The sequence below is a fragment of the Candidatus Photobacterium acropomis genome, from assembly GCF_030685555.1.
In the GTDB taxonomy this organism is placed as follows: domain Bacteria; phylum Pseudomonadota; class Gammaproteobacteria; order Enterobacterales; family Vibrionaceae; genus Photobacterium; species Photobacterium lucens.
Window position 1 is genome coordinate 223,167 of the sequence record NZ_CP131609.1, and the last position, 20,167, is coordinate 243,333.

The window sequence follows — 20,167 nt, forward strand, 5'->3', positions numbered from 1 at the left end:
TTTTTATCCTCAAACAATAAAAAAACGCAGCCAATATGACTGCGCTTTAAACATATATACCCAAGCGACTTCAAGATGCCTGATTCAGAGCGAGATCACTGAGTTGAATTCACTTGGGTATAAAAGTAAGTAATTACTATGCTTTACTTGCTTGGTATTCAGTAGCGACTTGCTGAGTCGGTGTCATACGAATAAAGAAAACAGGCAATGCCATTGCCGCCATGACCCAAAACACATTGGCACCCCAACTTCCGTACATCCAACCACTAGCAGAAGTTAAAATCGCCATCACCGCCCCTAGTGGGATCGCATTATAAAGCGACTGCAATGCCACAGAATGGCTGTTCGGTTGCTGCTGGATATAACGGATAGTTGCTAAGTGCGCTGCTGCAAAAGTGACGCCGTGTAAGGCTTGCACTGGGAACATCAGCCATTGATCGGTAAGAGTTGCCATTAAGCCCCAGCGCACCATTACCCCAAAGGCAGCTAAGCGGAACATATTATTCACTGACCAACCAGCAAATAAGCGCTTACTAACAAGAAAGACCATCACTTCTGCGGCAACACTGAAACTCCATAAATAGCCGATCATCGATTCATCAAAACCAATCTTCTGCCAGTAAATCGAGCTAAAACCATAATATGCGGCATGACTACCTTGTAATAAGGCAGCGATCACCATCAACTTAATCACCGCACTATTGCGCAAAATCCCCCATAACGCTGGACGTACTTGCGCTTGTGTTTCTTTATCAACTGGCATGATAGCGGGATTACGCGCCGCCATGATTTGCGAGAAAGCTAAACCTGATAACGCCACCCAAGGAATAATGTCTGCGCCATAATGATTTGCGAGCACCCCAACCACCGTAGAGCCAGCGATAAAAGCGAGCGATCCCCATAAGCGTGTACGCCCATAGTCCAAATGCCCACCTTTCGCATAATGGTTAACGATCGCATCAGAGAGCGGCACAATAGGCCCCGCCGATAAATTAAAGAGGATGGTGACAGCCGCTAACGCCCAAAGGTTGCCGCCACAAACGATATAAATAATACAAGCCACGAGACCCAGCAGAGTAAAGCCTCGAAGTGCCGGAATAAGATGTTCAACTTTGTGAATACGTGGCGTTAGTACTAAGTTCGCAATACAACGAACCGCAAAACCTAAACCAAGCAAAAGACCAATATCAGAGTCGTTCACTCCAATATGTTTGAACCAAATCGCCCAAAATGGCAGATACACGCCATATGAGAAGAAAAATCCCCACAAATATTGTGAGCTCCAACTATAAGGTGAACGGTTAAACATAGACATCTCGCACAAAGGTTGAATAAAAAAGCAACATATTATGGCGTATATCTCGTCTTAAACTAATGGGATAACGCAATTTAAACCCGACATCCACATAGTGTTACTCAAATTTTGCGAGCAATCTCTCACTTATATTTATCTCTACAGGGTTTGCGGTAAGAACGGACAACACTGCACAAACTGTCATGAAAAAAGCATGTAAATCCCATTTCCACCCTTTGATCCAGCTCTCTCATCCTAAAGTCTAATTGTAGACAAGGTCTAAATGGCACACCGTATACACAGCACAAAACAACTATAACAAGTCAGTTTGCTTACCCTTACTTATAACAATCGGCTAAGTATGCAGGGAGCATCAGAAGTATAAGAACTCAAGGAGAATAAGATGAGTGAGGTTCATGTTTATCCGGTCAATGAGGCCATTGCAAAAACAGCTCATGTGAATGAAGAGCAATACCGCGAGATGTACCAACAATCGGTGATAAACCCTGAAGGTTTTTGGCGTGAACACGGTCAAATTGTTGATTGGATGAAGCCATTCACCAAAGTAAAAAATACCTCATTCGATACAGGTCACGTCAGCATCAAATGGTTTGAAGACGGTGAGCTAAACGTATCTGCTAACTGTATTGATCGCCACTTAGCGACCAAAGGTGATCAACCAGCTATCATCTGGGAAGGTGATGATCCAAATGATGATGCAACCCTCACCTACAATGAATTACACAAAGAAGTTTGTCAGTTTGCTAATGCCCTAAAGAGCCAAGGTGTTCGTAAGGGTGATGTTGTTTGTCTTTACATGCCAATGATCGCAGAAGCGGCAATCGCAATGCTGGCATGTACCCGTATCGGTGCAGTTCACACCATCGTATTTGGTGGTTTCTCTCCTGAGGCACTTGCGGGTCGTATTATCGATTCAAACGCTAAAGTCGTCGTTACCGCAGATGAAGGCGTACGTGGTGGTCGTGCGGTTCCACTCAAGAAAAATGTTGATGATGCATTAGCTAGTCCTGATGTAACAACCGTAGAGAAAGTGGTTGTCTTTAAACGCACTGGCGGTGAGATTGCATGGCAAGACGAGCGTGATGTGTGGTGGCACGAAGCAACAGCGGTTGCCTCAACCCATTGTGCGCCAGAGCCAATGAACGCAGAAGATCCACTCTTTATTCTTTACACCTCAGGTTCAACAGGTAAACCAAAAGGCGTTCTACACACCACTGGTGGTTACCTTGTTTACGCCACCATGACGTTCAAATATGTTTTCGATTACCAAGAAGGTGATGTGTACTGGTGTACAGCCGATGTTGGTTGGATCACAGGTCACAGCTACTTGGTATACGGACCACTAGCAAACGGCGCAACCACAGTGCTATTTGAAGGTGTACCGACTTACCCATCAACCAGCCGCATGAGCGAAGTGGTTGATAAGCACCAAGTGAGCATTCTATACACCGCTCCTACCGCTATTCGTGCCTTAATGGCGAAAGGTGATGAAGCGATTCAAGGTACTAACCGCTCATCACTGCGCATTATGGGCTCTGTGGGCGAGCCAATTAACCCTGAAGCATGGGAATGGTACCACCGCACTATCGGTGATAACCGCTGCCCTATCGTAGATACCTGGTGGCAAACAGAAACGGGCGGGATCTTAATTACCCCACTACCGGGTGCTACCGCACTAAAACCAGGCTCAGCGACACGTCCATTCTTCGGTGTTCAGCCAGCATTGGTCGATAACGTAGGTAACATCCTTGACGGTGCGACAGACGGTAACTTGGTGATGACCGATTCGTGGCCGGGTCAAATGCGTAGCCTATGGGGCGATCATGAGCGTTTCGAACAAACCTACTTCTCAACCTTTAAAGGTATGTACTTCACTGGTGACGGTGCTCGTCGTGATGAAGACGGTTACTACTGGATCACAGGGCGTGTGGATGACGTACTGAATATTTCAGGTCACCGTATGGGAACAGCAGAAATCGAATCAGCATTAGTCGCTTTCGATAAAATCGCAGAAGCTGCCATTGTTGGTGTCCCACACGAAATTAAAGGCCAAGCGATCTACGCTTACATCACACTAAATGATGGCGAGATCCCAAGCGCAGAGCTTCATAAGGAAGTCAAAGATTGGGTACGTAAAGAAATCGGCCCAATTGCTACACCGGATTTCCTACACTGGACAGATGCGCTACCAAAAACCCGTTCAGGTAAGATCATGCGTCGTATTCTGCGTAAGATCGCCACAGGCGATACCGCAACATTGGGTGATACTTCAACCCTTGCCGATCCAAGTGTGGTTGAGCGCTTGATTGAAGAGAAACAAAAAGTGATGTAATCACGTTTTTCAACTTCTAACAAAAAGACCGCCAAGTGCGGTCTTTTTTTATTTTTTTCGCTAGTTTTCTCGATTTAATTCAGCAAACCACCAGCTTCACTCACCTAAAATGCGCCACCAAGATCACAATGTAGAATAAATCGACAGCAATATTGTTGGTTTATTCATCAGATTTTCGTTACTACTGTCACTGTATTTCCGTCTTGTGAGAATAAGATGAATATATGAAGAATTATCACTAAATTCTTACACTTAGTTGCGGGAACTTGTCGTAAGATAAAACGTCTAATTTTGACTAATCACTCAACTACAGCTTACACGTGTTCGCACAAAAAAGTGGTGATTAGACCAGTATTTTGCTGCGATTTGCGGTGAATTCTCTATAATTGCTCAACAACGAACGTTTAGCAGTAAAAAAACGGACACACGGAAACAAAATTGCATAAGTCTGCAAGTTGTTAGAGTTTAACCTCATAAACAAGTGAAAATACGTCAAGATGTCGACCGTTAAACGAATTTTAGTAATTAATGGGCCTAACCTAAACCTATTAGGTCTTCGAGAGCCGGGTCATTACGGCCATCAATCGCTCAATCAACTTATTGATGGGCTCACTGCTAAAGCTACCCAATTAGGAGTGGCGTTAGAACACGTTCAATCTAATGCGGAACATGTATTGATTGATGCAATTCATCAGGCCTACGGCAAGATCGATTTTATCATCATCAATCCTGCAGCCTTCACGCACACCAGCGTTGCGATCCGTGATGCGCTACTCGGTGTCGCTATTCCGTTTATTGAAGTGCACTTATCTAACGTCCACGCCCGTGAACCCTTCCGTCATCACTCTTACCTTTCTGATAAAGCAGTAGGTGTGATTTGCGGCCTCGGCCCTGACGGTTATGAATTCGCCCTGAATGCAGCAGTACGTCGCCTGCATGCAGACAGCTAACTGAACAATATAAAAAGAGAAATATAAATGGATATTCGTAAGATCAAGAAGCTAATCGAGCTTGTAGAAGAATCAGGTATTGCTGAACTAGAAATTTCTGAAGGTGAAGAGTCTGTACGCATCAGCCGTAGCGTTGCACCAACAGCAGTAATGCCACAACAATACGCAGCAGCGCCAATTGCACCAGCACAGCCTGCAGTAGCACAACCAGTAGAAGCACCAGCAGCACCTGTTGCGACAGCTCCAGCAGCAGAAACTGCGGCACCAGTAGCTGGCCACTCTGTACTTTCTCCAATGGTTGGTACTTTCTACCGCTCTCCAAGCCCTGAAGCGAAATCATTTGTAGAAGTGGGTCAATCTGTCAACATCGGTGACACGCTATGTATCGTTGAAGCGATGAAGATGATGAACCAAATCCAAGCAGACAAAGCCGGTAAAGTTGTCGCTATTCTTGCAGAAGACGGCGATGCGATTGAATTCGATCAGCCTCTTATCATCATCGAGTAATCGAGGCTCTGGCTATGTTAGATAAATTAGTAATTGCGAACCGAGGTGAAATTGCACTTCGTATCCTACGCGCTTGTAAAGAGCTAGGTATCAAAACTGTAGCGGTTCACTCCACTGCAGACCGCGATCTTAAGCACGTTCTACTTGCTGACGAGTCAGTGTGTATTGGTCCTGCTCGCGGTATCGACAGCTACCTAAATATTCCACGCATCATTAGTGCTGCTGAAATCACAGGTGCTGTAGCTATCCACCCTGGTTACGGTTTCCTTTCAGAAAATGCTGACTTTGCTGAGCAAGTTGAGCGTTCTGGTTTTATTTTCGTGGGTCCTAAAGCTGAAACTATCCGCCTAATGGGTGACAAGGTTTCTGCTATCACGGCAATGAAAAAAGCAGGCGTACCTTGTGTACCTGGCTCTGACGGTCCTCTTGATGACGACGAAGCGAAAAACAAATCTTTCGCTAAGCGTATTGGCTACCCTGTGATCATCAAAGCCTCTGGTGGCGGCGGCGGTCGTGGTATGCGTGTAGTTCGTGGCGAAAACGAACTAACAGAAGCAATCGCAATGACCCGTGCGGAAGCAAAATCTTGTTTCAATAACGACATGGTTTACATGGAGAAATACCTTGAAAACCCACGTCATATTGAAGTACAGGTTTTAGCTGACGGTCAAGGCGGTGCGATCCACTTAGGTGAGCGTGACTGTTCTATGCAGCGTCGTCACCAGAAAGTGGTAGAAGAAGCGCCAGCGCCGGGTATTACTGAAGAAATGCGTAAGTACATCGGTGAGCGTTGTACTCGTGCATGTATCGAAATCGGTTACCGTGGTGCGGGTACGTTTGAATTCCTATACGAAAACGGTGAGTTCTACTTCATTGAAATGAACACCCGTATTCAGGTTGAACACCCAGTAACAGAAATGGTCACTGGCGTTGATTTGATCAAAGAGCAGTTACGTATTGCAGCAGGTCAACCACTGTCTTTCAGCCAAAGTGATATTCAAATTCGTGGCCATGCTATCGAATGTCGTATCAACGCAGAAGATCCAGAGCGTTTCCTACCTTGCCCAGGTACTATCGAGCGTTTCCACGCGCCAGGTGGTATGGGTATTCGTTGGGAATCTCACATCTACACAGGTTACACAGTACCGCCTTACTACGATTCAATGATCGGTAAGTTGATTGCGTACGGTGAAAACCGCGATGTTGCGATTTCTCGCATGCGTAACGCACTAAGCGAAATGATCATTGACGGTATTAAGACTAACGTACCGCTACAACAAGCGATCATGGCAGACGAGAACTTCCAAAAAGGTGGTGCAAACATTCACTACCTAGAGAAGAAACTTGGTCTTCAGTAAGCCCTGCTTACAGCGCTAAAAGGCTACCTTCGGGTAGCCTTTTTGTTTACTACCGCCTTTCAATCCCTGCTGATTGATCTGTTCACATGGCATAACACAGTATCTTTTGCCACAATAGCCCACCTTTTTTGACCAACTCTACTGTTCACTACACTGTATTGAGTAGTAACACTCTTGATAACACTGGAGATACAGCATGAAAACGCTCTCAGCACGTTATCGCCAAGCCCATAAAGAGGCTTATTGGGCGATAGCCCTAGCGTTAGCTTATTTTCTATGGTGGTACGTATCCGCCTACGGCTTAGCACCTGCTATCGGTGATCTAAGTATGCCAACCTTGTATTTTGGCTTCCCACTCTGGTTCTTGCTGTCATGTATTGTCGGCCCAATCCTGTTTACTGTACTTTGCGGTGTGATGGTGAAAGTCGTCTACCGTGATCTTCCTTTAGATATTAACCACGACGAACCTGATGAATAGCCAACTGATCATCCCGATAGTGCTTTATCTTGCGGCTGTATTCGCAATGGCACTCTATACCCGACGTTTTCAAGGTAAAGGCAACTTCCTGACCGAATATTTGGTCGGTGGTCGCAGCATGGGGGGCTTCGTGCTTGCCATGACCCTTGCCGCAACTTACGCCAGTGCCAGTACCTTCATCGGTGGTCCCGGTGCGGCTTACAAAATGGGATTAGGCTGGGTATTACTTGCCATGATCCAATTGCCTGCTGCATGGCTCACCTTAGGTGTGCTGGGTAAAAAGTTTGCCATTGAAGCCCGCCGTCACAATGCACTAACACTTAATGACATCTTATATGCCCGCTATAAAAACCGTGGTGTTGTCATTTTTGCTTCATTGTCACTGCTACTCGCCTTCTTCGGTACTATGGTGGTGCAGTTTGTTGGCGGGGCGCGATTACTGCAAACCGTGACAGGTTTATCCTATATGCATGGCTTGATGATCTTTGCAATCACTGTCGGCCTCTATACCACCATCGGTGGCTTTAGAGCGGTGGTCATGACAGATACCCTACAAGGCTTAATGATGATCATCGGTACTATCGCCCTACTGGTCGGGATCGTCCATGCTGGCGGCAGTGTAGGTGCTTTGGTGACCAAATTACACGATATTGATCCAGCATTGATCACTCCGTACGGTCCAAATCACTTTCTTAGCCAACCTTTCATGTTGAGCTTTTGGATTTTAGTCTGCTTTGGTGTAATAGGTCTGCCTCATGCCGCAGTACGTTGTATGTCTTACAAAGACAGTAACTCACTGCACAAAGGCATGGTGCTAAGTACCATCATGGTGGCACTACTGATGTTTGGTATGCACTTAGCGGGGGCATTAGGTCGCGCTATCGTGCCAGATATCGCCAGCCCCGATCAGATCATGCCAACCTTAATGGTCACCGTACTACCGCCAGTGGTTGCTGGGGTGTTCTTAGCCGGTCCAATGGCAGCGATCATGTCGACCATCGATTCACAGTTGATCCAAGCCTCAGCAACGCTCTTAAAAGATTTATATATCAACTATATCAATCCAAGTATTGCGACTAACGAACACGCTGAAAAACGCCTGCCTAAATTATCACTATGGGTAACCGGTATTTTCTCTGGCTTAGTATTTATTGCTGCGATGAATCCACCCGACATGATCATTTGGCTTAACCTGTTAGCCTTTGGTAGCTTACAAGCGGTATTCCTCTGGCCACTGGTCCTCGGCTTATACTGGAAAAAAGCTTCTGCAACTGGTGCATTTGCTTCCATGGTAGTGGGATTAAGTAGTTACATCATACTGTCGCTGAGCAAGCCGGATATGAATGGTGTACATGCAATTGTGCCTACGCTGATATTAGGATTACTGGCTTTCATCATTGGTAGCTACGCAAAACCTACCAAAGTAGAAACACCGCAATTGAGCGACTAAAAGCGCCTATTTAGCGCGAAAAACTCGACTACATTAAAGATAGTGCCATTCGGTACTATCTTTTTTTTATCCCTAGAATGACATCTGGCAATGGGGATTGGTGAAATTTCATGCTAGACTGCGCCCCCTATGTTCAAGTAGTCACAAAATAAGCGAATAAACCATGCCTTGGATTCAAATTAAACTGAACGCAACTGCAGAGAGCGCAGAAGCAATTGGCGACATGCTAATGGAAGAGACTGGTGCTCTGTCTGTCACTTTCCTTGACGCACAAGACACGCCAGTGTTCGAGCCTATGCCAGGTGAAACCCGCCTTTGGGGTGATACCGATGTAATTGGTTTGTATGATGCTGAAGCCGACATGGATTTCGTGCTGAACATGCTAAAAAACAGCCCACTAATTGCTGATGATTTCGCTTACAAAATCGAGCAGTTAGAAGATAAAGACTGGGAACGTGAGTGGATGGATAACTTCCACCCAATGCGTTTCGGTCGTCGCCTATGGATCTGCCCAAGCTGGCGTGAAGCACCGGAGCCAGATGCGGTAAACGTACTACTAGACCCAGGTCTAGCATTTGGTACCGGTACTCACCCAACAACATCACTGTGTCTTGAGTGGTTAGACGGTCAAAATCTAACGGGTAAAACCGTTATCGATTTTGGTTGTGGTTCAGGCATCCTCGCTATTGCAGCACTAAAACTAGGCGCAGCAAAAGTGATCGGTATCGATATCGACCCACAAGCTATCTTAGCCTCTCGTGATAATGCTGAGCGTAACGGCGTATCTGACAAGCTAGAGCTATACCTACCGAAAGATCAGCCTGAAGGCATCCAAGCCGATATCGTGGTGGCAAACATTCTTGCAGGCCCACTACGTGAGCTATCACCTGTGATCAAGAGCCTGATCAAAGATGGCGGCGAGCTAGCGATTTCTGGCGTACTAGAAAGCCAAGCAGAAGATGTATCGACTTACTACAGCGATGAACTAGCGTTAGATCCAGTTCAAGCGCGTGAAGAGTGGTGTCGTATCTCAGGCCGTAAGGCATAATCAGCCCATTTTCAGAGCGCGTCCGCTGATTTTTATTTATAAAATAAAACGGTCAATTGATTGAAAATCATACGATTTTAAAAAACAAAATCATCATGCTCAATTATTGGCCTTTTCAGCAGAGCAAAAAATGCGTAAAATGCGCGCCCTTACTGGCACAGTCAGGTAGAGACATTTTGCAAATCGGTCCTTATCAACTTAAAAACCAGCTGATAGTCGCGCCTATGGCGGGTGTGACCGATCGGCCATTTCGTGAGTTATGCCTTCGCTACGGTGCTGGCATGGCTGTTAGCGAGATGATGTCGTCGAACCCAGATCTATGGAAGACGTCTAAATCGCTCAATCGTATGGTTCATGAAGGTGAATCAGGCATTCGTTCGGTTCAGATCGCAGGTGCTGATCCAAAGTTGATGGCTGAAGCTGCACAATTCAGTGTTGAAAACGGTGCGCAAATCATCGATATCAACATGGGTTGCCCAGCAAAGAAAGTAAACAAAAGATTAGCAGGCTCTGCGCTACTGCAATATCCCGACCTTGTTGAAGACATTCTTCGCACCGTTGTTGATGCAGTGGATGTTCCGGTAACGCTGAAAACGCGTACCGGCTGGGACCTGGAAAATAGAAACTGTGTCGACATAGCCAAACTCGCGGAACAGTGTGGCATTCAAGCTCTCGCCCTTCATGGTCGAACCAAAGCTTGTATGTACAAAGGTGAAGCGGAATATGACTACATCAGAGCGGTGAAACAAGCCATCTCGATCCCGGTTATCGCTAACGGTGATATCGATAGCCCAGAAAAAGCGCGCTTTGTACTCGATTACACGGGTGCCGATGCTCTGATGATTGGCCGACCTGCACAAGGGAAGCCGTGGATTTTTCGCGAAATCCACCATTACTTAACAACTGGTGAACACCTCGCTGCACCATCAATTGATGAGGTTAGCGAAATAATGCTAGGGCATGTTCAAGAACTCCACCAGTTCTACGGTGAATACTTAGGACTGCGCATTGCACGTAAACACGTGTCTTGGTACTTGAAAGAGCATGCACCTGCAGGTGATTTCCGCCAGACCTTCAACGCAATCGAGGATGCTCAACAGCAACTTGATGCGCTGCAAGGCTACTTCGAAAACGTTGCATAAATACTAGAAGAGCTTACAGAATTATGTTCGAACAAAATCTGACTTCCGAAGCGTTAACAGTAACAACTGTAACTTCACAAGACCAAATCACACAGAAACCTCTACGTGATTCAGTGAAGGCATCCCTTAAAAACTACCTTGCTCAATTAAATGGTCAGGAAGTCGACGATCTGTACGAGCTTGTGCTTGCAGAAGTTGAACAACCACTACTAGATACAATCATGCAGTACACTCGCGGTAACCAAACTCGCGCAGCAACCATGATGGGTATCAACCGTGGTACGCTACGTAAGAAGCTAAAGAAATATGGCATGAACTAAGACTTAGCCGTCTTTGTTTGTGATAAAAAAGCCATCCCTGTTTATCCAGGCATGGCTTTTTTATTATCTTAACGTTAGGTGTTTTAATGAAGTTTAAAACGCTGAATCGTTACCATCAGATCTTCTGAGATTTGATTTAGTTCCTCGCTTGATGATGATAACTGGCTCGACTCTGAAGAGAGCGAGATTGAGCTGTCATTTAAACTCGACACATTTTGATTAATGCAATTTACAGTTAATGACTGTTGCTCTGTCGCCGCAGAGATCTGCTCGTTCATTCCCTGAATGGCATGAACTTCTTCCACAATCAAATTCAGCGCTTCACCAGCTGATGCCGAAATGGTAGAAGCATTTTTCGCTTTTTCAGCCCCTTTATTCATTACACAAACCGCCTTTTCAGCCCCTTCTTGCAACTTTTCAATAATGGTTTGAATTTCTACTGTAGACTCCTGTGTGCGCTGGGACAGCGTTCTTACCTCATCTGCAACCACAGCAAAGCCTCGACCTGCTTCACCCGCCCTCGCCGCTTCTATTGCAGCATTAAGTGCCAATAGATTGGTTTGCTCTGCAATGCCTCTGATCACTTCCAAGACCGTATCAACATTACGACTATCTGTGGCTAGTTGGGTAATCACTTCGCTGGCTTCGCCAATATCTAACGCCAACAATTGTGACTCTTCAATATTACGTTGAATGATCGCTTTACTCGCTTCGGTTTGTTTTGCCGCTTCAACACTAAAATCACTGGCATCTACCGTTCTTCCTGCAATTTCTTCAACCGCAGTGAGCATTTCACTCATTGAGCCCACCAGCTGATCGGTATCTTCTTTTTGCTGATTGAGATTAGCATCAACGGATAACACAGATTGGGAGAGGCAACGGGAAGATTGGGTAAGCTGAGAGCCAGCATCACTGATGCTATGCATGATGGTCTGAATGGAGCTAACAAAACGGTTAAAGTGTTTAGCTAATGCAATTAACTCGGGACTGCCTTCTTCTTTTAAGCGTTGGGTTAAATCGCCTTCACCGACAGAGAGATCACGCATCGCCGCCACGGTTTTGTTTATTGGCTGGGTAATACTGCGAATAAAGAACACCATAAACAATGACAGTACCACCAAGATCACAGCAACATTGATAAACGATAACCACTGGGTTTCTTGGATATCTTTATTTAATGCTTTGATGTTGATCCCTGCACCAATCATCCAGCCCCAAGGGTGAAAGTAATCAGCATAACTGGTTTTTAAAATCAGCTGATTAGGATCAGATGAAGACTTCCACATGTAATCAACAAAGCCGCCCCCTTGCTTACCAACACTGTAAAGCTCTTCCACAAAGCGTCGTCCATTGCCATCTTCTAATGAAAGAATGTCTGTTCCCATCATCTCATCAAAGCGTGTAGCGATTTGATAGCCTTCTCGGTTCCCACCGAAAATATAATTACCACCGTCAAAGCGCATAGCATTGATTGCAGCTAACGCCTGCTTTTGTGCTTCTTCTTCGCTTAACGTGCCATTGGCACTCAGGGTATGATAATGCTTCACCACGCCAACCGCCCCTTCAACGATCTGCTTAATACCACGCTCATAATTGGCACGCATGTGTTGATTGGTCGAAGAAATATTTAAAACAGAAATGGTAATGAGGCCAATAGCAAAAAGCAGCCAAATGATCCAAGCTTTAGCACTAATAGAAGCATGAGTGAGTGATAGATTCATAGAACCTCCCTAATTCTACTTATGACGTTTAGTCGTGAATACTTTCTCTATAACGCACAAGATCAATTAGGTTCTAAACAGCATAAATCAACACGTTAGGTGTGATTAACTAGATATCAACCTTGCTAAATAGCTTTACTATAATGCTTTCTCATTAGATAAATTGTTAAATTTCAATATATGCGTAAAGTATCATACTTATAGGTAACTGATATAACACTCAATCACTTAAACTAACCACGTAGTAGACACAAAAAAGCTCCGCCGTAGCGAAGCTTGCTTATCGTTATCAACCACAAATAGATAGTTATTTTGTCACGTCATGCAATGCACTAATCAGTGCTTGTAAACCCGTTTCAACTTTACTGCGAGGACATCCGACATTCAGTCGTACATAGCCTTGTCCTTCTTTGCCATAAGTATCACCACGCATGATCGCTACTTTGTAATGACGAATTAAACGTTGCTGTAACGCATCCATATCGATATTCAGTGGTGTTAGGTCGATCCACGCTAAATACGTCCCTTCTGGCACTTGATAATTAAGCTCTGGAAACGCCTGATTAAGCTGCTCAGCCACATAATGAAGGTTTGCTTGCAGGTAGTCTTTTAAACGCTCTAGCCATGCTTCACCATGGTTATAAGCGGCAATATGCCCAATCACACCAAGGATCGAGGGTGATGATAAACCATGAGCTGCTTTTAATTGTGTCAGGTAACGATCACGCACCTCGGCATTGGCGATAAACCCATACGCCCCAGTTAGGGCTGGAATATTAAATGATTTAGAGCCAGACGAAACGAGTGCCCAGTTATCATCAACAGCCACTTCAGACCACGGAATATAATCGTTAAATGCCATGTCCATGTGAATATCATCTGAGATCACTTTCACGTGGTGTTGCTGACAGATCTGCGCCATACGCTTGAGCTCATCACGAGTCCATACTCGCCCTGTTGGGTTTTGGGGGCTACACAACAACAAAACCTTACATTCAGCTTTAGCTGCTTGTGCTTTAAACTGTACCCAGTCAATCTCATAACTGCCACCTGCCGTTTTTAATAACGGGCTAGTTAGCATTAAACGATCATTGGCCGCTAACATATTGCCAAATGCATCATAAGCAGGAGTGTGAATAAGCACACCTTCACCTTGTTTGGTCCACTGCATCACTAATTGCGCAATGATGTAAATCACTGATGGCCCATAGACAATATGATCAAGATTGATTTGGCTATGATAACGACGAGCAAACCAGCCTGTGATCGCTGATTTAAAATCATCATGGTTCCAACGGCTATAGCCAAATACCCCATGTGCTAAACGCTCAGATAAGGCTTGCTCAATACAAGGGGCAATGGCGAAATCCATGTCTGAAATGGTAAAGGGTAATAAGTCAGCTTCACCAAAGCGATCTTCGACATAATCCCACTGCGTGCAGTAAGTACCATAACGGTTAACTGGGGTCGAAAAATCAAACATAACAACCTCTCGAAACTAATTAAAACAGAGATACAAAAGCAGAAAAGCGGAGCACTAGGCTCCGCCATAACCTTATGCCGTTGCTGGCATTAAACTCTGCATTTCATTTTTCACCATGTGAACCTGAGGCCCAATAACGACTTGCAGGTTATGCTCATCGAGCTTGACGACACCTAAAGCTCCGTTCGCTTTTAACACCGCATCGTTCACCAAACTCATATCATTAACCGATAAACGTAAGCGTGTAATACAGTTATCAAGCGAGGTGATATTCGCAGCACCACCGAGTGCATTAAGAATAATGTCACCTTTATAACCCGTCGTTTTCTCACCACCTTCAGCAAACGCTAATTCTTCTTTCACATCCGCCACTTCTCGACCCGGTGTTTTTAGATTAAAGCGAGTGATCGCAAAGCGGAACACGCTGTAGTACATCACAAACCATACCGCAGCAACGACAGGTACTAAATACCACTTAGTTGCAGTGCCTTGCAGTACACCGAAGATCAAGAAATCAATAATGTTGCCGTCTGTATTACCAATGGTCACACCCAGTAAGTGCATCGCCATAAAACCAATACCGGTTAGGATCGCATGGATAAAGTACAGCGCAGGCGCAACGAATAAGAACAAGAACTCTAGCGGCTCAGTGATACCACCGACGATACATGCCACAACACCTGATAATAATAACGCTTTTACTTTGCTACGATTTTCAACACGTGCACAGTGGTACATTGCCAATGCTGCACCCGGTAAGCCACCAAGAAATGCTGGCATTTTACCTTGTGATAAGAATGATGTTGCTGAGTTAGAGAAACCATTAGTTGTAGAGCAAGAAAGCTCAGCGTAGAAAATATTCAGTGCACCACTTACCGTGTTACCACACACATCCATCGTACCGCCCGCTTCAGTAAAGCGAACTAATGCCACTAGAATGTGATGCAGACCAAATGGCAGTAACAGACGCTCACCAGTACCGAATAAGAATGGACCAAATGGGCCTGAGTGAGAGATCAAGCTACCGATCCCATTAATTCCCATCGCAAAGTACGGCCAAATCAGTGGTACTAATAGACCCACGACACCTAACGTTAGGGTTGAAATAATAGGCACAAAACGAGCACCACCGAAGAAAGCTAATGCATCTGGCATTTTGTAGGTGTAGAAGCGAGCATGTAATTTCGCCACGATAATACCGACGATCACCGCCCCTAAAATACCAGTATCAATCGACTCAATACCAAGGATCGATTTTACACCGTAGGCTTTTTCTTCTGTCGCATTGCCCAATACCCCAGCAACCGTTAGGTAGAAGTTAATTGATAAGTTTAAGGCTGCATAACCAACGAAACCGGCAAAAGCCGCCACGCCTTTCTCTTCACGGGCTAAGCCCAATGGGATCGCCACAGCAAACATGATCGGTAAGTAAATGAACGCCACTAAACCGATTTTGGTCATCCACATAAACAGCAATTGCAACACGGTATTATCAAGGAACGGCATGCTTTCTTTCACCGCCGCACTTGATAACGAGCTACCAATACCGAGTAAAATACCGGAGAACGCCAGTAGTGCTACAGGCAACATGAAGGTTTTGCCTAGACTTTGGAAAAATTCCCACAGCGTTGTTTTATTTGCAGATTTAGACATTATCGTCACCTAATCACAGATTTATCTTCGTCAAAAACAAAGTGGTAAAACGTTTTATCACTTTGCTGAAAAAAAACGTCGACGAAGATGAGCTCTAAACTTCTGCCAACGCTTTTGCTGAATCACGAAATAAATGATAAAACGTTTTACCAAGTTTTATCTGTATACAGATCACGGAACATATTTCGAATGAAAAGCCATTTTCAAAAATGTGATCCTGTTAATATCTAAACCACAGAGATAACGTTTTATATTAATAAATAAAAACAGGGTAATTAACTAACGAATGGCGAAGTTAACCAAAGTAAAAATCACCGATGTCGCTGAATATGCGGGGGTTTCTGTTTCAACCGTCTCTCTGGTGCTCAGCAATAAAGGGCGAATATCAGAATCGACTATCAATAAAGTCAATCAAGCGGTTGAAGCACTGGGTTATGTGCGAAATAACGCTGCAGCCAACTTACGATCCCATCACTCTAATTTGATCGGTTTGATCTTAGCGGATATTACGGATCCGTTTTATAACGAAGTCACCGCTGGATTAAGTGCTGAACTGGAAAAGCACGATCATATGTTGTTTCTTGCTCAATCCAATCATCAAGCCGATAAGTTGATCCAATGTGTGCAATCGATGATCCAACAAGGTGTTGCGGGTATCGCATTTAGTCCTGTGCGAGAAGCCACCAGCCAAGTGCTTGAAATGACAAAGCAAGCCGGCATTCCTGCGGTATGTTTAGCTCGGGCAGCGGTTAATAATGAGGTCGATTACATTGGCCCTGATAATAGCCAAGCAGCGGTCATGGCAACCCAACATTTGATCGAGCAAGGTCATCGTCATATTGCCTATGTGGGAGGATTTTGTGATTCATTAACCCGTGCCGAGCGCATTGGCGGCTATTGCACCACATTAATGCAGTACGGATTACCATTTAAAAATGAATGGGTTGTCGAGACAGGCAATAACCAAAGCCAAGCGGCAGATAGTGTTCAACAACTGCTGACTCAGCACCCTAAAATTACAGCGCTGTTATGCCACCGCCCTGCGATTGCACTCGGTGCCATGTACGGTATTCAACGAGTTGGTAAAAGCGTCGGAAAAGATAACTATATCGGTCAACAAGTAGGAGTAATTGGCTTCGATGACACGCCAGAGGCGATGTTAACTCAACCAGCATTGACCATGATCAGCTCCCCAACAAGGCAAATTGGCGAGAAAGCGGCACAGCGATTACTGGCAAAAATGACCAATCATAACGATAATGTTCAGCGTTTGATCTTAATGCCACAGCTGATCGAGCGTGGCTCGGCCTAATGACATGAACATACTCAAAAACAAAAAAAGCTCCGCCGTAGCGAAGCTTTTTGTTTCTTACTTGCGATTATAGGTAATCACAAAGATAAGCTGTTGTTTCTAAAACTTTCACGTTAAATGAACTGTCACCAGGGACTTCAAAGTCATCACCTGCATTGTAAGTTTCCCAGTCAACATGACCTGGAAGCTTAACAATCAGCGCACCTTTAACCACAGTCATACGCTCCGGGGCTGCTGTACCAAAAGTGTATTCACCCGGTACCATGACACCCACACTTGCATGATCGCCAGCAGACTCAAAACCCACAGATTTTACTTGGCCATCAAAATATTCATTCACTTTTAACATCGACTTTCCTTATCTCTAATTCGTGTTATTGATTGGAAATTATCACAAAATTTCGCAATGCCCTAATGAAAAATAATGCCCTGAGCCGAGATATTCATGACATGAATTTAACTTGGTTCATGATAAAAAAACGCTACACTAAGCATCAGAATTTTATTGAGGGATCTCAGATGTTAAATAAACGCGTTTTAACAATCCTGCTGATAGCTTCATTGCCATTAGTAGGTTGTACCAGCAGCGACAAGCAAAATATTAAAGATGGTTTCAGAGATATTGGCCATGCGACCCGTGATGCAACCCGTGCTACTGGTCACTTCTTCCGTGATACCACCAAAGATGCTATCCATAATGCAAAAGAAGCGACCAAATAATTAATGCTCTGATTTCTCGTGCCTTGAACAGCATGCTTTAGGTTCATCGATAGCAGGCTCATTGATCTCACGACTATCGTTCAGGGCACCTAAAATCGAACAGTGGCTCGCATTGTCATCCACATGACCACAACACGCATCATTGATCTTCTTTAATGCGGTACGGATGCGAGTTAACTCTTTTATCTTCATATCAACTTCATCAAGCTTGGCCTGGGTTATCGCTTTCACTTCAGCGCAACTATGTTGACTGGCTTCCAAGCGAATATCGAGCAATTCACGAATTTCATCCAAACTCAAACCAATTGATTTCGCACGCAAAATAAATTTCACTCGCGATAGATTATCCTCACTATATAAACGATAACCACTCTCGCTACGTCCAGCCGGTTGCAGCAAATTATTTTTCTCATAAAACCGTAATGTGTCACTGCTGACTTGGCACAACTTCGCTAATTGCCCAATTAAATACATCGCCATCTTGCTGCTATCTCCTGCCACCAACCACAAAAGCAAACGTTTGCGTAATATTCCTATTCATGTAAAATAACGGTCACATTACGCACATAATGACCATTATTGATAAATCGCTGTTGCCGTCACCACCTCTTCATAGATGTGATGAAACTCAGGATATTTCCCAAACCCAATTTGGTAAACCTCAGCTTGGCCTTGGGAAATATTCTATTCACCGTGTAATTAAAAGAGATAGTAGCAATGGAAAACGCTCGTCCTATTCGCCGTGCGCTGATCAGCGTATCAGACAAAACAGGTATTGTGGAATTCGCACAGGCTCTTGCCAACCGCGGCGTAGAAATCTTATCTACTGGCGGTACCGCTCGTTTACTTGCCGAGAAAAACATTCAAGTCACTGAAGTTTCTGATTACACCGGTTTCCCTGAAATGATGGATGGCCGTGTTAAAACCCTTCACCCGAAAGTACATGGTGGCGTATTAGGTCGTCGTGGCACCGATGACGAAGTGATGGAAACACACGGCATCAACCCTATCGATATGGTAGTCGTTAACCTTTACCCATTCGCTGAAACAGTGGCTAAAGCTGGCTGTACCTTAGAAGACGCCGTTGAGAACATCGATATTGGTGGTCCAACAATGGTTCGTTCTGCAGCGAAAAACCACAAAGATGTGACTATCGTGGTTAATGCGCACGATTACGATCGCGTACTGACTGAAATGAGCGCAAACGATGGTTCGCTAACACACGCAACCCGTTTTGATTTAGCTATTTCTGCGTTTGAACACACAGCCGCTTACGACGGTATGATTGCTAACTACTTCGGTACTATGGTGCCATCATACGGTGACAATAAAGAAGGTGACGAGGAATCTAAATTCCCACGCACTTTCAACCAACAGTTCGAGAAAAAACAAGACATGCGCTACGGTGAAAACAGTCACCAAGCAGCCGCATTCTATGTTGAAGCCAACCCACAAGAAGCATCTGTTGCAACAGCAACGCAACTTCAAGGTAAAGCACTATCATACAACAACATCGCAGATACCGATGCGGCACTTGAGTGTGTGAAAGAGTTCGACCAACCAGCATGTGTGATTGTAAAACACGCTAATCCATGTGGTGTTGCACTGGGAGCTAACTTGCTTGAAGCATACGATCGCGCATACAAAACAGACCCAACCTCTGCTTTTGGCGGCATCATCGCATTTAACGGTGAGCTTGATGCAGCAACGGCTCAAGCAATTGTTGATCGTCAATTCGTTGAAGTGATCATCGCACCAAAAGTATCAGCAGAAGCAGCAGCGGTTGTTGCAACCAAGAAAAACCTACGTCTACTTGAGTGTGGCGAATGGTCAACTAAGACTACAGGCTTTGACGTTAAACGAGTAAACGGTGGTTTACTGGTACAAGACCGTGATCAAGGCATGGTATCACTAAGCGATTTAACCGTCGTCACCAAGCGTCAACCAACAGAAGAAGAGCTACGTGATGCACTATTTTGCTGGAAAGTGGCGAAATACGTGAAATCAAATGCGATTGTTTACGCCAAAGGTAACATGACCATTGGTGTCGGCGCAGGCCAAATGAGCCGCGTGTATTCTGCGAAAATTGCGGGCATTAAAGCTGCTGACGAAAACCTAGAAGTCGCAGGCAGCGTGATGGCATCTGATGCCTTCTTCCCATTCCGTGATGGTATTGATGCCGCAGCAGAAGCAGGTATCACCTGTGTTATCCAACCGGGTGGCTCAATGCGTGATGACGAAGTGATTGCCGCAGCCGATGAACACTGCATGGCAATGGTGTTTACGGGCATGCGTCATTTCCGTCACTAATTCAGCAAGGCGTTAACGTCGGTTAGCGCCTTAGTCTTCTATTGAATCAATCAAAGTGTACTGTGATA

General features: G+C 44.9%; 18 protein-coding genes. 12 read left to right on the forward strand and 6 right to left on the reverse strand.

From position 1 onward, the window contains the following. Window positions 1-136: 136 nt before the first annotated feature. The gene (locus tag Q7657_RS07615) at window positions 137-1,309 is read right to left on the reverse strand and encodes a 3-phenylpropionate MFS transporter (protein WP_107167328.1); all 1,173 of its coding nucleotides are present in this window, start codon (window positions 1,307-1,309) and stop codon (window positions 137-139) included. A 388-nt stretch (window positions 1,310-1,697) separates the two neighbouring features. Between Q7657_RS07615 and acs the strand changes: the two genes are divergently transcribed. The 9 genes from acs to fis all read left to right on the forward strand — a co-directional run bounded on the left by acs (window position 1,698) and on the right by fis (window position 10,900). Beyond that, a complete protein-coding gene (acs, locus tag Q7657_RS07620; protein ID WP_107167329.1) occupies window positions 1,698-3,647 on the forward strand; it encodes an acetate--CoA ligase in 1,950 nt (649 codons plus the stop codon). A 497-nt stretch (window positions 3,648-4,144) separates the two neighbouring features. After that, the gene (gene aroQ, locus Q7657_RS07625) at window positions 4,145-4,597 is read left to right on the forward strand and encodes a type II 3-dehydroquinate dehydratase (RefSeq protein WP_053987631.1); all 453 of its coding nucleotides are present in this window, start codon (window positions 4,145-4,147) and stop codon (window positions 4,595-4,597) included. A gap of 27 nt (window positions 4,598-4,624) precedes the next feature. Next, window positions 4,625-5,104, forward strand: a complete 480-nt coding sequence (gene accB / locus Q7657_RS07630; RefSeq protein ID WP_107167330.1) for an acetyl-CoA carboxylase biotin carboxyl carrier protein — start codon at window positions 4,625-4,627, stop codon at window positions 5,102-5,104. Window positions 5,105-5,118: 14 nt separating this feature from the next. Then, window positions 5,119-6,462, forward strand: coding sequence for an acetyl-CoA carboxylase biotin carboxylase subunit (gene accC, locus Q7657_RS07635; protein ID WP_107167331.1), 1,344 nt, complete (start codon window positions 5,119-5,121; stop codon window positions 6,460-6,462). Window positions 6,463-6,658: 196 nt separating this feature from the next. Beyond that, a complete protein-coding gene (locus tag Q7657_RS07640; protein ID WP_023932135.1) occupies window positions 6,659-6,940 on the forward strand; it encodes a YhdT family protein in 282 nt (93 codons plus the stop codon). Next, window positions 6,933-8,390: a sodium/pantothenate symporter gene (gene panF / locus Q7657_RS07645; protein ID WP_107167332.1), complete on the forward strand. Its 1,458-nt coding sequence runs from the start codon at window positions 6,933-6,935 to the stop codon at window positions 8,388-8,390. The genes Q7657_RS07640 and panF overlap by 8 nt, the downstream gene beginning before the upstream one ends. Before the next feature lie 163 nt (window positions 8,391-8,553). After that, the gene (gene prmA, locus Q7657_RS07650; RefSeq protein WP_107167333.1) at window positions 8,554-9,438 is read left to right on the forward strand and encodes a 50S ribosomal protein L11 methyltransferase; all 885 of its coding nucleotides are present in this window, start codon (window positions 8,554-8,556) and stop codon (window positions 9,436-9,438) included. Between the two features lie 176 nt (window positions 9,439-9,614). Further along, a complete protein-coding gene (gene dusB, locus Q7657_RS07655) occupies window positions 9,615-10,580 on the forward strand; it encodes a tRNA dihydrouridine synthase DusB (protein ID WP_008986050.1) in 966 nt (321 codons plus the stop codon). A 23-nt stretch (window positions 10,581-10,603) separates the two neighbouring features. Beyond that, the gene (gene fis / locus Q7657_RS07660) at window positions 10,604-10,900 is read left to right on the forward strand and encodes a DNA-binding transcriptional regulator Fis (RefSeq protein WP_005372656.1); all 297 of its coding nucleotides are present in this window, start codon (window positions 10,604-10,606) and stop codon (window positions 10,898-10,900) included. 83 nt (window positions 10,901-10,983) lie between these two features. On the opposite strand, the gene Q7657_RS07665 is transcribed toward fis, so the two are convergent. The 3 genes from Q7657_RS07665 to malX form a co-directional block, all read right to left on the reverse strand. Next, entirely contained in the window at window positions 10,984-12,621 is a 1,638-nt protein-coding gene (locus Q7657_RS07665; RefSeq protein WP_107167334.1) for a methyl-accepting chemotaxis protein, read from the reverse strand. A gap of 307 nt (window positions 12,622-12,928) precedes the next feature. Then, a complete protein-coding gene (locus Q7657_RS07670) occupies window positions 12,929-14,104 on the reverse strand; it encodes a MalY/PatB family protein (RefSeq protein WP_107167335.1) in 1,176 nt (391 codons plus the stop codon). 72 nt (window positions 14,105-14,176) lie between these two features. Then, the gene (gene malX / locus Q7657_RS07675) at window positions 14,177-15,757 is read right to left on the reverse strand and encodes a maltose/glucose-specific PTS transporter subunit IIBC (RefSeq protein ID WP_053987623.1); all 1,581 of its coding nucleotides are present in this window, start codon (window positions 15,755-15,757) and stop codon (window positions 14,177-14,179) included. A 286-nt stretch (window positions 15,758-16,043) separates the two neighbouring features. Here malX and malI point away from each other — a divergent pair, with 286 nt between their 5' ends. After that, window positions 16,044-17,069 (forward strand): Mal regulon transcriptional regulator MalI, encoded by a 1,026-nt coding sequence (gene malI / locus Q7657_RS07680; protein WP_107167336.1) that lies wholly within the window; start codon window positions 16,044-16,046, stop codon window positions 17,067-17,069. Window positions 17,070-17,136: 67 nt separating this feature from the next. On the opposite strand, the gene ppnP is transcribed toward malI, so the two are convergent. Continuing rightward, complete coding sequence (ppnP, locus tag Q7657_RS07685; protein ID WP_053987621.1) at window positions 17,137-17,418, reverse strand: pyrimidine/purine nucleoside phosphorylase; 282 nt, start codon at window positions 17,416-17,418, stop codon at window positions 17,137-17,139. Between the two features lie 170 nt (window positions 17,419-17,588). Between ppnP and Q7657_RS07690 the strand changes: the two genes are divergently transcribed. Continuing rightward, entirely contained in the window at window positions 17,589-17,789 is a 201-nt protein-coding gene (locus Q7657_RS07690; protein ID WP_053987620.1) for a hypothetical protein, read from the forward strand. Here Q7657_RS07690 and zntR read toward each other — a convergent pair whose 3' ends face one another. Then, on the reverse strand, window positions 17,790-18,263 hold the full coding sequence (gene zntR, locus Q7657_RS07695) for a Zn(2+)-responsive transcriptional regulator (protein WP_107167346.1): 474 nt from the start codon (window positions 18,261-18,263) through the stop codon (window positions 17,790-17,792). It lies immediately after the preceding gene. Between the two features lie 243 nt (window positions 18,264-18,506). Here zntR and purH point away from each other — a divergent pair, with 243 nt between their 5' ends. Further along, window positions 18,507-20,099 carry a bifunctional phosphoribosylaminoimidazolecarboxamide formyltransferase/IMP cyclohydrolase gene (purH, locus tag Q7657_RS07700; protein ID WP_107167337.1) on the forward strand — a complete coding sequence of 531 codons (1,593 nt, stop codon included), beginning with the start codon at window positions 18,507-18,509 and terminating at the stop codon, window positions 20,097-20,099. The last annotated feature ends 68 nt before the right edge of the window (window positions 20,100-20,167 follow it).

Bases quoted from the DNA above. Each gene is read 5' to 3' on its own strand.
- Q7657_RS07670 (WP_107167335.1), bottom strand. From the start codon at position 14,104: ATGTTTGATTTTTCGACCCCAGTTAACCGTTATGGTACTTACTGCACG.
- purH (WP_107167337.1), top strand. From the start codon at position 18,507: ATGGAAAACGCTCGTCCTATTCGCCGTGCGCTGATCAGCGTATCAGAC.
- fis (WP_005372656.1), top strand. From the start codon at position 10,604: ATGTTCGAACAAAATCTGACTTCCGAAGCGTTAACAGTAACAACTGTA.
- zntR (WP_107167346.1), bottom strand. From the start codon at position 18,263: ATGTATTTAATTGGGCAATTAGCGAAGTTGTGCCAAGTCAGCAGTGAC.
- prmA (WP_107167333.1), top strand. From the start codon at position 8,554: ATGCCTTGGATTCAAATTAAACTGAACGCAACTGCAGAGAGCGCAGAA.
- panF (WP_107167332.1), top strand. From the start codon at position 6,933: ATGAATAGCCAACTGATCATCCCGATAGTGCTTTATCTTGCGGCTGTA.
- malI (WP_107167336.1), top strand. From the start codon at position 16,044: ATGGCGAAGTTAACCAAAGTAAAAATCACCGATGTCGCTGAATATGCG.
- Q7657_RS07690 (WP_053987620.1), top strand. From the start codon at position 17,589: ATGTTAAATAAACGCGTTTTAACAATCCTGCTGATAGCTTCATTGCCA.
- Q7657_RS07640 (WP_023932135.1), top strand. From the start codon at position 6,659: ATGAAAACGCTCTCAGCACGTTATCGCCAAGCCCATAAAGAGGCTTAT.
- accB (WP_107167330.1), top strand. From the start codon at position 4,625: ATGGATATTCGTAAGATCAAGAAGCTAATCGAGCTTGTAGAAGAATCA.
- aroQ (WP_053987631.1), top strand. From the start codon at position 4,145: ATGTCGACCGTTAAACGAATTTTAGTAATTAATGGGCCTAACCTAAAC.
- acs (WP_107167329.1), top strand. From the start codon at position 1,698: ATGAGTGAGGTTCATGTTTATCCGGTCAATGAGGCCATTGCAAAAACA.
- ppnP (WP_053987621.1), bottom strand. From the start codon at position 17,418: ATGTTAAAAGTGAATGAATATTTTGATGGCCAAGTAAAATCTGTGGGT.
- Q7657_RS07615 (WP_107167328.1), bottom strand. From the start codon at position 1,309: ATGTTTAACCGTTCACCTTATAGTTGGAGCTCACAATATTTGTGGGGA.
- malX (WP_053987623.1), bottom strand. From the start codon at position 15,757: ATGTCTAAATCTGCAAATAAAACAACGCTGTGGGAATTTTTCCAAAGT.
- Q7657_RS07665 (WP_107167334.1), bottom strand. From the start codon at position 12,621: ATGAATCTATCACTCACTCATGCTTCTATTAGTGCTAAAGCTTGGATC.
- accC (WP_107167331.1), top strand. From the start codon at position 5,119: ATGTTAGATAAATTAGTAATTGCGAACCGAGGTGAAATTGCACTTCGT.